The 14265-nt window shown below is 63.3% G+C and carries 8 protein-coding genes; 5 read left to right on the top strand and 3 right to left on the bottom strand.

Annotated elements, in window-relative coordinates; translation table 11 throughout:
• The first annotated feature begins 133 nt into the window (after positions 1-133).
• A complete protein-coding gene (locus tag RLDS_RS46525) occupies positions 134-2653 on the top strand; it encodes a glycoside hydrolase family 9 protein (protein ID WP_021227299.1) in 2520 nt (839 codons plus the stop codon).
• Positions 2654-2671: 18 nt separating this feature from the next.
• Here RLDS_RS46525 and RLDS_RS46530 read toward each other — a convergent pair whose 3' ends face one another.
• Positions 2672-4216 carry a tryptophan halogenase family protein gene (locus tag RLDS_RS46530; RefSeq protein WP_031298649.1) on the bottom strand — a complete coding sequence of 515 codons (1545 nt, stop codon included), beginning with the start codon at positions 4214-4216 and terminating at the stop codon, positions 2672-2674.
• Between the two features lie 63 nt (positions 4217-4279).
• A complete protein-coding gene (locus RLDS_RS46535; RefSeq protein WP_031298651.1) occupies positions 4280-7144 on the bottom strand; it encodes a TonB-dependent receptor in 2865 nt (954 codons plus the stop codon).
• Between the two features lie 261 nt (positions 7145-7405).
• Here RLDS_RS46535 and RLDS_RS46540 point away from each other — a divergent pair, with 261 nt between their 5' ends.
• The 4 genes from RLDS_RS46540 to RLDS_RS46555 are packed head-to-tail and all read left to right on the top strand — an operon-like array spanning position 7406 to position 12380.
• Positions 7406-8086 carry a SapC family protein gene (locus RLDS_RS46540; RefSeq protein WP_031298653.1) on the top strand — a complete coding sequence of 227 codons (681 nt, stop codon included), beginning with the start codon at positions 7406-7408 and terminating at the stop codon, positions 8084-8086.
• Between the two features lie 17 nt (positions 8087-8103).
• A complete protein-coding gene (locus RLDS_RS46545) occupies positions 8104-9111 on the top strand; it encodes a cupin-like domain-containing protein (protein ID WP_021227304.1) in 1008 nt (335 codons plus the stop codon).
• A 53-nt stretch (positions 9112-9164) separates the two neighbouring features.
• The gene (locus RLDS_RS46550; protein WP_021227305.1) at positions 9165-11117 is read left to right on the top strand and encodes a sialate O-acetylesterase; all 1953 of its coding nucleotides are present in this window, start codon (positions 9165-9167) and stop codon (positions 11115-11117) included.
• A 27-nt stretch (positions 11118-11144) separates the two neighbouring features.
• Positions 11145-12380: a cation:proton antiporter gene (locus RLDS_RS46555; RefSeq protein ID WP_021227306.1), complete on the top strand. Its 1236-nt coding sequence runs from the start codon at positions 11145-11147 to the stop codon at positions 12378-12380.
• Here the strand turns inward: RLDS_RS46555 and RLDS_RS46560 are convergent.
• Complete coding sequence (locus RLDS_RS46560) at positions 12349-14244, bottom strand: NPCBM/NEW2 domain-containing protein (RefSeq protein WP_021227307.1); 1896 nt, start codon at positions 14242-14244, stop codon at positions 12349-12351. The two genes, RLDS_RS46555 and RLDS_RS46560, sit on opposite strands and share 32 nt — an antisense overlap.
• Positions 14245-14265: the final 21 nt, after the last annotated feature.

A 14265-nucleotide genomic window follows, 5' to 3' on the forward strand; every position in this document is an offset into this window, starting at 1 on the left:
TCAATTAACAGATAGCGCTAACAATATAGTCTTGCAAGGCTGCATTCGCCATTGAACGGTCGCAATTCAAATGACAGAATGACTTTAGATAAAGTGCTGCCAAGATGTGATAGCGCAATCATGAGGGGATGATATGAGACAGACCATGGGTTCGCTGGCGGCCTTCGTCGCGGTCATGATGAGCGGCCCTGCAAGCGCGCAGGCGGGCGCGCCGGAAGGCTTGCAGATCAATGACAGGGGCTATTTCGAAGCGCCGGCGGTCAACATCCTGGCCTTTTCCAACTGGTATGACGGTCTGTTCGCCGACGCGAAGATCGGCGGAGTGGAAATCATCCAGCGCGGCGTTCGCAGTGCCACCAATGGCGATGTCAGGCTGTCCGCGACGCCGGGACAATGGGATCCAGCGGCTGCGTTGGTCGAGCGCAAGGTCGATGCCAAGGCCGGCGTTATCGAAACGCAGTTGCGCTACGCCGCGCAGGATTTCAGCTATAGCGTGCGGGCCGAGCGTCAGGGCCATGCCCTGCAGGTGCAGGTGATCCTGGACAAGCCGCTGCCTGCGTCGCTGGTCGGGAAGGCCGGTTTCAATCTGGAATTCCTGCCGTCGGCCTATTTTCATCACGCCTATATGGCCGATGGGCAAAGCGGGCTGTTTCCGCTCTATCCCGCCAGCGACATGACGCGCACCCCGGACCGCAACGCCGCGAGCGGCCGCAGCGAAGGGCCGGGCGCAGAGCCGTTGCCGATCGCTCAGGGTCGTCGGTTCGTCCTGTCGCCAGAAGATGCGGCGAAAAGGGTCATGGTCCAGAGCGACCAGCCCATCGCCCTGTATGACGGGCGTAACCAGGCGCAAAATGGATGGTTCGTCCTGCGATCGATCCTGCCCGCAGGCCGAACGGGCACGGTGCTGCAATGGACGATCACGCCGCAGGCCGACCCCGCCTGGCTGCGCACGCCGGTGATCGCGCATTCGCAGCTGGGCTATGCGCCTGACGCGCCCAAGATCGCGACGGTCGAACTGGACCGGAAGGACAAAAGACGGCCGCCGGTCACATTGTTGCGTGTCGGCGCCGATGGGGCGACGCAGCCTGTGCTGACGAAAAGCGCGCAGGAATGGGGCGATTATCTTCGTTATCATTATCTGCAACTGGATTTCAGCGCGGTGCGCGAAGCGGGCCTTTATATGCTGGAATATGGCGATGTGCGTACGGCGCCGTTCCGGATCGATGCCCATGTCTATGACGATGCCTGGCACCCGACCAATGACGTCTATTTCCCGGTCGCGATGGATCATATGTCGGTCAACGAGGCCTATCGCACATGGCATGGGGATTCCCATCGCGACGATGCGCGGCAAGCGCCGGTCGATCATGAGCATATCGACCTCTATCGCCAGGGGCCGACCACCGACACGCGCTTTGCGCCGGGCGAGCATATTCCAGGGCTCAATGTCGGGGGATGGTATGATGCGGGCGATTTCGACATTCGGACCCAATCCCAATATCAGGTCATCCGGTCGCTGGCCGATGCAGCCGAACGCTATGGCCTGACACGCGATACGGTGAGCGTCGATCAGGCGCGGCGGCATGTGGAAATGCATGTGCCCGACGGCAAGCCCGACATCGTGCAGCAGGTCGGCCACGGGACGTTGCAGTTGCTGGCGCAATTCGATGCGGTGGGCCATGCGATCCATGGCATCGTCGAACCGGATGTGGCGCAGTACACGCATCTGGGCGACGCCGTGACGAAGACCGACGGCCTTCCTTATGATCCCGCGCTGAAAAGCGGGCAGGTGCGCGATGGCCGGAGCGGCACGCCGGACGATCGCTGGGCCTTTACCAGCAAATCGTCGGCGTTGAATTATGGGTCAATCGCCGGGCTGGCGGCGGCGGCGCGGGTGCTTGCCGGACAGGATGACGCGCTGGCGCAGCGCGCGCTTGCCATGGCGGAGCGGGTCTGGGCACAGGAGCAGAGCCAGGCGCCGGACCTGTTCCGTCACGGCAATACCACGGGCGGGCCGCTGGAGGCCGAAATGTTCGGCGCGGCCGTCGAATTGCTGCGGACTACGAACAAGCCGATCTATGCCAATGTAGTTATGGACTTGTGGCCCAAGATAGAACCGCATTTCGCCGCCAATGCGCAGACGGCAGTGGCGGCGATACCCCATATGCCCGCAGCCTATCGCGCGGCGATGGTCCCGGCCGTGCGCCAATGGCAGGCGCAGAGCGCGGCGGTGGCCAAGGCCAATCCTTTCGGAGTGCCGATCACCACCGGAGGCTGGGCGGGATCGGGCACGGTGCTCGGCCATGCGCTGATCGCCGATGCCCTGCATCGCGCCTTTCCAGAGATTGTCGGCAGCGACGCAATGTATCGCGGGGTCGCATTCCTGACCGGGCATCATCCCGGTTCGGACATCAGTTTCGTGTCGGGCGTGGGCGCGCGGTCAAAGGAAGTCGCCTACGGCAATAACCGCGCGGACTTCTCCTTCATCGCGGGCGGCGTGGTGCCCGGCGTGTTGATCGTCAAACCCGATTTTCCCGAAAATCACGAGGATTGGCCCTTCTTCTGGGGCGAAAATGAATATGTCATCCCCGAGGGCGCGGCCTGGATCGAACTGGCCAATGCGGCCGCTAGCGCCAGTCGGCGGACAGAATGAAAGGGCGACTGTGGCCGGTCAGACCGGCTGCAGGCCGTGCGAGACGATCCGGTCGATTAGGTCGCGGTGGCGCGGAAGGCCGGCGCGCAACCGCGCGGTCGCGGCCGCATTTTCCCGCATCGCCCGGCTGGCGAGATGGGCGTCGCGCCCCAGGGCTGCTGGCGGAATCTGCGTGCGAAATCCCATGCCGTAGAGGACATATTGATAGCTGGCGGCGGGAAACACCTCCTCCGCGCGATCAAATTCATCATGGAACCAGGGCGACTGATAGCGCCAGAGATGCAGCAGTTCGCGCAGGCGATCCGGCATGGTTTCGGGACGCACATTGTCGCGCCAGAAATCGCTGTCGGTACGCTGCGTCAGCACATAATGGAGCTTGAGAAAATCGATGATCCGGCCCCAGCGATAGTGGGTCGTCGCGTTGAAGCGCGATGCGATGATGTCCATCACTTCGCGGCAAGCGGGCATTTGTTCGGCGATGATCTTGGCCGACAATTCGATGAGGACGATTGCCGACGCTTCGAGCGGCTCTAGGAATCCGGCAGCAAGGCCGACCGCGACGCAGTTGCGCTTCCAGAAGGTTTCGCGGTGGCCCGAGCGTATCTTGATCTTGCGCGCGGTTAGCCCGTCGCTGGCCGGGCCGACATAGGCGCGCAGTTCGCGTTCGGCTTGCTCGTCCGTGATATGGCTGCTGGAAAAGACATGACCGACGCCGCGCCGCGTCTGGATGCCGATGTCCCAGATCCAGCCGGCGCTTTGCGCGGTGGAAATGGTGTGCGATGCGATCGGGCTGTCGGGCGCGGCATAGGGCACCTGCATTGCAAGCGCCGTGTCGCAGAAGAGGACGTCGTTGCAGTCGCGGAAGGGCACGCCCATCGCGCCCTCGATCAGCAATGCCTTGAAGCCGGTGCAGTCGACGAACAGGTCGCCTTCCACCAGCCCGGCCTGTGTCGTGCGGACAGCGGCAATGTCGCCATCATCGTGCAGGACTACCTGCTCGACATCGGCCAGGACATGACGAACGCCCAGTTTCTCGCAGCAGTGGCGCTGGAGAAAGGGCGCGAACTTGCCAGCGTCGAGATGGTAGGCATAGTTGGCGAGCGCGTCATATTCCGCCGTCGCTATCGTCTTGGGCGCAAGCCCGTCATCGCAGATGCGCCCCTGCGCGCAGACGGCGTCGCAAAAACTCTCGTCTCCATCCTGCGCCAGCCAGTGCGGGGCAAGGTTCACCTGACCGAAATTCTGCGGCAGCATGAGCGGGTGGTAATAGCCGTCGGAGGCTGAGCCGTCCGTCCAGCGCGCGAACCAGGCGCCCTGTTTGAAGGCGGCGTCGCATTGCCGAAACAGGTCGGTTTCCGAAATGCCCATGCGCGACAGGGTGGCGCGCAAGGTGGGCCAGGTGCCTTCGCCCACGCCAATGATCGGGGTGTTGGGCGATTCGACCAGCGTCACGCTGAAGTCCTGGCCGATGCGGGTACGATGGCGCGCCGCGATGACGCCCGCGGTAAGCCATCCGGCGGTGCCACCGCCGACGACCACGATGTTCCTAACCGGTCTGACCATATGTCTGTGGGACCATTAAAAGGGAAAGGATGTCAACCGACATCCCTTCCAGGGCGAGAACCGTCAGAAGCGGTAGCGCACGCCGGCGGTGAAGCGCCGGCCATAGCCATAGACATCCAGCAGCTGGTTGGAGAAGCGGCCGTGGGTGCTGTAGGTTTCGTTGGTGATGTTGAGCGCTTCGCCAAAGAGGCTGAATTGCTCGGTCAGGCGCAGGCTGCCGCTAAGGTCGATCTGCAAGGCGGAATTGACGAAGGTCGGCTCCGCGCCGAAGGCCGAATTATTCTGGGCCTGGCCGAACTGGAGCAGATATTTGTCGCGCCAGTTGACCGCGGTGCGGAATTCGATGCCGTCCTTGTCGTAGAAGGCGACAAGGTTGGCCGAATTGGCGAGGCCCGTTACCGCAAAGCCGCTCTGCGACAGGTCGCTTTCGTCATAGGGCTTGTTGGTTTCGACGAAGGTGGCATTGGCGTTGAAGCCAAAGCCGCTGTCGCCGAACACATGCTGCCATGCGAGTTCGATGCCCTTGACGGTCGCTTCCGGCCCATTGATGCGCCGCGATACGGTGAAGACGGCTTCCTGCCCGGTCGACGGGTCGATGACGCCGTTGATCGTCTGCCGATCGGTGCCCGCAACGATGAAGTTGGACACGTCCTTGAGGAACAGGTTCACCGCGGCATAGGAGTTTGGCTGATAATACCATTCCAAGCCCAGGTCGAAATTGTCCGCCAGATAGGGCTTGAGGAACGGGTTGTTGCCCGTCGCCGTCAGCGCGCCGACACGCTGCCCCGCGCCGACGTTCAGCACCGGCCCCAGATAGTCGAGGCGCGGCCGCGTCATGGTGCGCGACGCGTCGAACCGCAGGTGCAGGCTGTCGGTCAGCTCCAGCTTCATATCCAGTGCGGGCAGGAAGTAGGAATAGCTGCTGCTTTCCGTCACCGCCTGCGAATCCGAGAAATTGACCGTGAGCAGCGTCGGGTCCGCGGTGCTGGGCGTGATCGAGATGGGCACACGGCCGATCCCGCGCGAAATCACCTTGACGATTTCCTCGCGCGCGCCGGCGTTGAAGTGGAAGGGCATGCCGGCAACGTCAGCCTTGAAATTGACGCTGACATAAGCCGACCAGTTCTTTTCGGTGATCCGCTGAACACTGCCGGGGTCAAGCGCGAGGTCGAACGTGCCATTGAAGCCCGTGCAACAGCCCGCATTATAGCCCGGCGTGGTCGGCCCCTGCCACAGGCCTTCAAGATAGCGCTGATAGGCGCGGGCGTCATATTTGAGCAGCACGGGCGGGAGATTGCCGGAGAAACCCGGTAGCCAATTTTTGGTGCTGATCGTGCCGTCGATCAGGCTGGCCGGGATGGGCACGCCAGTGTCGCGGCCCGACGGTGCGCCATAGCCCGCATAGGCCTGCCAGAAATTATTGGCAAAGGTGTTGCGGTTTTCGAGGGCGAATTCATCCTCCATATAGCGGCCGCCCAGCTTGATCGTCAGATCATCCTGTTTCCAGGTCGCGCCGAGGCGGAATTGCTTGATCTCGTCACTGTTGAGCTGCTGCTGGCGGACGGTGACGTGCGATCCAATGATCGCCTGATCGGTCCAGGCTGCTTCATTGCCGGCCGGGCCATAGGTGGTGAGTTCAGGAAAGCTGCTGCTGCTGTTGCCATTGACCCGGACGCCCAGGGTCGTGCCGATCAGGCCGCCATAGCCGATATCGCCATTTTCGCTGCTGATCTGGCCATCGGGATTGAGCCGGCTCTTGGAATAGCTGGCGTCAGCGTCGATCTGCAGATTTTCCGTCGCATCCCATTTGACGTTCAGGCCGACCTGGTTGGTTTCCAGAACCGACGTATCGGTGCCGGCGGTGAAGTCGGTCGGCGATCCGGCCTGCAGGAAGTTGATGGTCGTGCCATTGCTGTCCTGTTCGACATTGCGTAGGGAATCCTGGCTGAACCAGATGCCAAAGCCCGAAATATCGGTAACGACCTTTTGCCGCGAATAATTGTCGTCGATTGTCAGCACGACATCGTCGGATGGCTGCCATTGGAAGGCGATGCGGCCGTCGATGCGCTCATCCTTGGTATAGCGCTGGTCTGCGCCATATTGTTGCGGATACCAACCTACAATGTCGCCTGGCTGGTCCAGTTGCTCATCGGTGCAAACCGGCGTCAGTGCGCAATCTCGGTAAAGTCCGCCTTGCCAGCCCGAGACATAGACGCGGTTCGCCTGCGTATCGCGGCGGGTATAGACCGCGTCGATCAGAATCCCCATCGTATCGTCGGCAAAGGTGGTGCTGAACAGGCCGCCGATGGTCGGCACGACCTTGCCCGCTTCATCCTGCACCGAGCCGGCCGCCGTGAAGGCCATGCGCGTGCCGGGCTTGTCGAAGGGCTTCGGGTAGGAAATGTTGAGCGTGGCGCCGATCGAGCTGCTGGACAGCGACACTTCCGGCGTCTTGTAGACCGCCAGCTGCCCGACAAAGTCCGCGCCCACGGTGGTGAAATCGACCGAACGGCCGCCGGACGCGGTCGACAGGCGCCGTCCGTCGATGAGCGTTTCGTTGAAGTCGCCGCCAAAGCCGCGCACGGAAATGCCCTGCGGTTCGCCGCGCGACCCGGAGCGCTGGATCGATACGCCGGGCAGGCGCTGAAGCGACGCAGCGACGTTGGAATCGGGGAACTTGCCGATATCTTCCGCCGAGATGACGTCGACGACGCCCGAGGATTCCCGCTTGATGTCGAGATTGCGTTGCAGCGATCCGCGAATGCCGGTGACGACGATATCGGCGGTGCTGACACCGTCGGCAATGTCGCCCTGACCCGCCTGCTGCGCGGAGGCGGGCATGGCGACGGCCAAAGCCATGCAACTGGCCGTCATGGCCAGGCCGATGCGAGTGCGCATGTTTGCGGCACGAAGTGGAATTGACGTCATGATCCTCCCCTAGTCCAGACAATATCTCGCCCGAACGCCGCGACACCATCGTCGCGACGATCCCATAGTCTTATCCGGGGTGATTTTTTCCGCCGGTTCGGCGGCCTTCACCCTCACCCAATACTTCTTTTTAAGGATGGAAATGTTAGCGCTATCGAAACTGCTGTTCAAGCGAAATTATATGCGCCATGATCATGTTTGCCGGACTGGCCGAAATTCGCGCAAATATGCGGATCGGCGCAGCGGGACGCAGGTGGGAGGATGACTTTGGAACTGCTTAATAGTGACACGCATGCAACAGTACGCATGCATCCTGGCGATGCTATGAGCGACCCGCTGGTACGCATTGTCATCAGTGAAATCGCGACCGCAGCAGCGGCATGCCCGGTATTTTTTTCCAAACATGCCGAAAGCGGCGCCTTCTATGTCGGTGCGCTGACCGGTTTTCGACGGGGCGAACCGCTGATCGATTCGCCCGATGGCCGCTGGGCATTTCGGCCGTTCGAAATCGACCGGCAAGGCTTCTTTGCATCGGGAGACAGTATTGCGCTCGACCCGGATCACCCGCGTTTCGCCGTGGGCGGTAGCGAAGCGCTCTTCCATCCCGATCGGACGCCAACCGCAGCGCTGCGCGCCGTTCAAAAGGCGATTGGCGGGCTGATGGCCGGGGCGGCTGCGACGGACGCTTTCATCGCGGCCATGCTGGCCCATCGCCTGATCGAACCCGTCGACATCAGCCTCTCGTTCGACGATGGTGATACGTTGCGGCTGGACGGACTTTATACGGTCAGCCTGGACGCGCTGAGCGAATTGCCGGACGCGGCGGTGGTGGATCTGTTTCGTTCCGGTCTCTTGCAACCGGCGTTCGCCCTGGCCGGTTCGCTGCATCATGTCGGCTTGATGGCCCGGCGGCGCAATGCCCGACTGACCCAGATCGGCTGACAGGGCTGGAGCGTGCCATGCAGATCGAGGAAATAGAGCGCCAGCAATTCCGGCAGCCTGAGGATTTGCGGCCTGTGATTGACCAATGCCAGCCGATCGTCATTCGCGGCCTGTGCAAGGACTGGCCGATCGTGCGTCTGGCGCAGGGCGGCGGCAATGGCGCGGCGCTCGATCATCTGCGACGCTATGCCAGCGGCGGCAGTGTCGACTATTTCGTTGCCGATGCAAAGCTGGGCGGGCGTTATGCCTATGGAGAGGGAGCAGATGGGTTCAACTTCACGCGTCAGCGCAGCGAGATGGGCGCAGCGCTTGATCGCATTGCGGCGAACGCGAATGATGGCGCACAGACATGCTATATTGGCTCCTTGCCGTCCGACACCTATTTCCCCGGTTTTGCCGAGGATCATGGCTGCGCGCTGCTGCCTCCCAACGTCCGGCCCCGCCTCTGGATCGGCAATGCGTCCGACATTGCCTGCCATTATGACAGTTTCGACAATCTGGCGATCGCGGTTGCGGGGCGGCGGCATTTCACCCTGTATCCGCCCGATGCGATTGGCGACCTGTATGTGGGGCCGATCGACCATACCATGGCGGGGCAGCCGGTATCGCTCGCAGCCATAGACCCTGACGCGCAAGAGCGCTTTCCGCGTTTCGAGGCCGCAGCGCAGCGCAGGCTTCACGTTGATCTGAACCCGGGCGATGCATTGTATCTGCCCAAATTATGGTGGCACGGCGTGAAGGCGCGCGATGGCATCAATATCCTGACCAATTATTGGTGGGATGCGTCCGCAGCTGGGCCTGATGCGCCCTATGCTGCGATGTTGCTGTCGATGATCGCCATTGCCGAGCGGCCGGAGCCGGAACGGGCGGCGTGGCGCGCCTTTTTCGATCATTATGTGTTCAGGCCGGATGGCCATCCGCTGGCACACCTGCCCGCCGAGCGGCACGGCATATTGGGGCCGCTGAAAGAGGGTAACTACGGGCGTATCCGCGCGCTCGTCATGCGCATGTTGCGGGGCGGATAACGGCTGATGTGGTAGCGATACCATGTTTATAAACTTGGATTTGGGAGAAGGCGATGCTGAAGGCGCGGACGATATCAATTCTCTTGGCTGCGGCGATGCCATCGGTCGCCTTGGCGCAGGGCGACAATTTGCTCAGCATCGATCCGATGTTTGGGAGCAATGCGGTGATTCAACGGGACGAGCCCGTCACCATCACCGGTTCCGCGCCAGCCGGAAAGCTGGTAACGGTATCTGTGGGTGGCGCGGAGCGTTCGGTCAAAGCAGGGAAGGATGGTCGCTTTGCGGCGACCTTCCCTCTCGTCACCACAGGTCAGCCGTTCGACATCGAGGCGCGCAGCCCGTCGGGTCGCGTGGTGTCGCATAATGTGCTGGCGGGTGACGTGTATCTCTGTTCCGGGCAATCCAACATGGAACTGGAAGTGCGCCATGCACAGGACGCGATGGGGCAGATAAGCAGCTCGGCGGATCCGGCGCTTCGGTTGATGACGATCCCTCGCGCCGTTGCAGACCAGCCCCGCGACACCTTTGCCCAAACGCCCCTGTGGAAAGCCGCGGGGCCGGACAGCGTCCCCGACTTTTCGGCCGCCTGCTATTATATGGCGCGCACCCTGCGCAAGAGTGCAGGTGTCCCGATCGGCGCGATCGCGAGCAGCTGGGGCGGGTCGCAGATCAGCCCGTGGATGGGCGAACGCGCGCAGGCGGCGGTCGGCAATAGCGCGCAATCCGCCTTGCTGGCGCTTCACGCCCGCAACGCGGAGGAGGGCGAAAGGGCTGCGAGCGCGCAATGGGAAGGCTGGTGGCGGGCGGCGACAGGCGATCGCGCCGGCGCGGAGCCCTGGCAGGCGGATGCGAAGATGGATTGGACCGACGCGCCGGCGATCGGCGCGTGGGAGGATTGGAATGTCCCCCGCCTGGCGGACTATAATGGGATGGTCTGGTTTCGGCGCGACTTCACCTTGACAGCCGAGCAGGCGAGGGGCGAAGCGGCGCTGTCGCTCGGCACACTGGACGATGTGGGACGCGCCTGGATCAACGGGCAGCCGGTCGGCATGGGTGCGCGCGCCTGGCAGCCTACGACGCTGAACGTGCCGGCGGGTATCCTCAAGGCCGGACGCAATGTGCTGATCGTCAATGTCGTCGACAATTATGCCAAGGGCGGCCTGCTGGGGCCGGCGGCGGACATGGCGTTGCGCCCGGCGCAGGGCGATGCGGTGTCACTGGGCGACGGCTGGGCTTACGCGGTCGCGCGCATGTCTCCCCCCGGCGCGCCGCGCGTGCCATGGAGCGATGTGACGGGCACCAGCACGCTGTATAACGGGATGATCGCGCCGATCGGGGCGATCAAGCTGAAGGGCGTCGCCTGGTATCAGGGGGAATCCGACACCGACATTCCCGGCTATGCCGATCGACTGGCGGCGATGATGGCGGACTGGCGGCGGCAGTTCGGGCAACCGGACCTCAGCTTTGCGATTGTCCAGCTGGCCGGCTATGGCGAGCCGGCTACGAAGCCGGAGAATAGCGGCTGGGCACGGCTGCGGGAGGCGCAACGTCAGGCCGTCGTGGCAGATAAGCATGCGGGACTGGCGACGGCCATTGATCTGGGCGATCCCTTCGATATTCATCCGGGCGAGAAGCAGGAACTGGGGCGGCGGCTGGCGCGGGTGATGCGCGCGCTGGCGTATGACGCGCCCATCGCGCGGGCGGGGCCGCAGGCGGCCAGTGCGGTCAAGGGCGGCGACGGAACCGTCATCCTTCGTTTCTCTGGCGTCGAAGGTGGGCTGCGCCTGCGAAGCGGGGTGCAGGCGCTGGGGTTTGAACTTTGCGGGTCGGACGACCAATCCTGCCGCTATGTTCCCGCGACGGTGCAGGGGGATCAGGTCATCCTGACCGGAGACGGCAAGCCGGCGGAGCGGGTGCGCTATGCCTGGGCCGATTATCCTGTCATGAACCTGTTCGACGGGACGCCGCTGCCAATCGGGCCATTCGAGATGCCGATCGGGCGGTGAGGCGTTAGAGGGCGGTCTGGGGCGGGCATGACGGACAATGAGTTATTTCTGCTGATCCTCGTGCTTGTCATGGGGATGCCATGGATTGCGTGGCGGCTGTTGGGCGATGCCGATCATGCGCCATTGGTGGTGGTGCAGATTGTGGTCGGCGTGCTGCTGGGGCCGGCTGTGCTGGGCGCTGCCGCGCCGGTGCTTCATGCACGGATATTCACGCCGACCGCGATCACCATGCTGAATGGCATCGCTTTATGGGCCGTCATGCTGTTCGTCTGGCTGGCAGGGATTGAGCTTGATCTTGGCGCGGCATGGGCCGCGCGGCGGGACAGTTGGGTGACGGCGGGGATGGCGCTACTGACCCCGCTTGCGCTTGGCAGCGCGGCAGGCACGGCGATCCTGACGCATCCGGGCTGGATCGGACCGAAGGGAGCGCCATGGCAGGCGATACTGGGCATCGGCATGGCTTGCGCGGTAACGGCGTTGCCGATCCTGATCCTGTTGATGGAGCGGTTGGCGATCCTGCGCACGCCGCTGGGACAGCGCGTGCTGCGCTATGCCAGCCTGGATGATATCGCCATCTGGGCCGTGCTGGCGGTGATTCTGCTCGACTGGCCGCGCATGGAACGCCAGCTTGCCTTCATCTGCGCTTTTCCCTTCGTTGCCTCGGGCATCCGCCTCCTGATGCGCCGGCTTGCAGAAGCAGAGCGATTGCGCGCGTCGATGGTCTGGCTGGCGGCGGCAGGACTGGCGGCCGACTGGGCCGGGCTGCATTTCATGGTCGGCGCCTTTCTGGCCGGCGTGATCCTCGATCGATCCTGGTTCGATGCGCAGGCGCTCGACCGGCTGCGCGACATGCTGTTGCTGACCGTGATGCCTGTCTTCTTCCTCAGCACCGGGTTGCGCACTGCCTGGTCCATGGGGGGCGTGGACCTGATCGCGGTGGCGGCGCTGCTACTGGCCGCAGCGGTCGGCGGCAAGCTGATCGGTCTGCGCGTCGCCGGGCACTGGCTGCAATGGCGGCGCGGGGAAGCTGGCGTCATTGGCTGGTTGTTGCAAACCAAAGCGCTGATCATGATCATCTTCGTCAACATCCTGCTCGACCGGCAAGTCATCAGCGGCGGCACCTTCACCGCCCTGTTGCTCATGGCGCTGGCGAGCACCATGCTGACCACCCCGATGGCGCGGCGCGGCTTGCGCGCTCTGGCCGCGCTTGAGAGGCAGGACGATCCGCCTGTCAGCGCCTCAGGGCAGCATCGCCCCAACTGACCGGCAGCATCTCGCCAGGGGCGTCCGGCGCCTGTGCGACCAGTTCGACGATCGCGACGCCGCGCACGTCGACGTCGATCGGCTTTGCGGCCTCGCCCCGGCGCGTGCTTGCGCTCGCCAGTCTGCGACCATCGCCATAGACGGTAAAGCGCACGGTATGGGCGGCATCGCGCGCGCTATCATCAACGCCGACCTGCGCCGTGAAGCGGCTGAAGCCCTCATTGCGAATTTCGAGCCGGGAGTTTGCGAGCACCCCAACGCCCGATCCGAAAGCCTTCCCGGCAATGGCGAGCGGCTGGTTATAGGGCGTGGCGTCCGGCATGGCGCCGCCCCAGCCGGCATAGAGGGGGCGTTCGCCCACGCCGCGCGTGCCACGCCAGCCGGGGATCGATCGATGGATTGTCGGATCGGGTTCGGGATAGCTGACGCCGTCGACCGCCGGATTCACGCGCCCGGGTTGTTCGGACACATACATACCGTCCCGAAGCTGGCGCTGGCCGGTGGCCCTGAACACAAGCGTCTGGTGCGGCTCAAGGTCGAAGGCCTGCTCGCCGGAGAACTGGCTGGCATCGCCGGTCCACATATCCTTGAGCGCGATAGGCTTGTCCGCGCTGAATTTCAGATGATCGGCCGTCAACACGGCCTGCATCGGTGTCGCAGTGCGGTTGAAGAGCGCCACGGCCTTGTCACCATTGGCAAGAGACTTGACCAAAATCTGCAGATCGTCGCTGTCGAAGGCGATCGTTGCCTGATTTCCGGCTGCGTCCTGATTGATGGCGATAAGGTCGCCATTGCCGAAAATGTCGAGCAACGATTGCGGCACGGTGCGCAGGTCCGCACCGATCAGCAGGGGCGCGTTCATCATCGCCCAGAGCGCGAAATGCGACCGTGCTTCGGTAAGATGCGCGGCATCGAAATCGCCCTTGCCGATGAACAGCATATCGGGATCGTTCCAGCTGCCCGGATGCGCGTAGAAAGCCCGACGCACAGCGCTGTCATAATTGGTCAGCATCCGGCTCCAGTCCGGCGAGATATCGTCGCTGGTCCGGGAGATATTGCCGACATCCTTGCCCCAGGCGCGGACATTGGCGCTGCCCCAGATACAGAGCGAGAGCATATAGTCGCCGTCGGGATTGTAGCGGGCGAGCGACTGATTGATGTCGGCGAACAGCGCCTTGACAGCCGGGATATTCGACCGGGCGACGCTGTGCTGGTCGATGAGCGGCGGCAGGGCGCGATATTGACCGCTGCGTACACGGGGGGCGTCGGCGGCGAAGGCGCGGATGCCGCATCCGTCGACCTTGATCGCGTCGAAACCCCATTCCGCGAAGAACAGGCGCAAATCCTGGTCGCTATGGCCATAGAGCCCGACCTCTCGTTCGGCCACGCTGCCTTCGGGCAGCTGCGCGGGCCCTTCCGAATAAGCCTGGGAGCAGCTGTTGCGGCCAAGGTCGGAATAGATGCCAGCCTTGAAGCCCATACGATGCAGCCGGTCGGTCAGCGGCCGGAAGGTTGGATCGCCCTTGTCCGTCTGCGCGGACGGGAATTTGTCGGCGCGGATGATGAGACGGCCATCGCTTGTGCGGCGTTTCAGCCACCAGCCGTCATCGATATTGATGTAGCGATAGCCCTTTTTCGCCAGGCCCGTGTCAACGATGCGCTGCGCCGACCCCATCAGTTTTTCTTCGTCGATTTCGGTGAGAAAGGCGTTCCAGCTGTTCCATCCCATCGGCGGCAATTGGGCGCTGCCGCCCTGGTATGCGGTCCACCGCGCGGTCGGCGCGAGCGGGTCCGGGCTTTGCGCGGAAAGCGTTGTGCCGGCGACCAGCAGGGTGAGCGGCAGAACAGAGCGGAGCAACGTCATACAAGGTCCTTGCAATGTGGC

Source organism: Sphingobium lactosutens DS20, assembly GCF_000445105.1.
Lineage (GTDB): Bacteria > Pseudomonadota > Alphaproteobacteria > Sphingomonadales > Sphingomonadaceae > Sphingobium > Sphingobium lactosutens.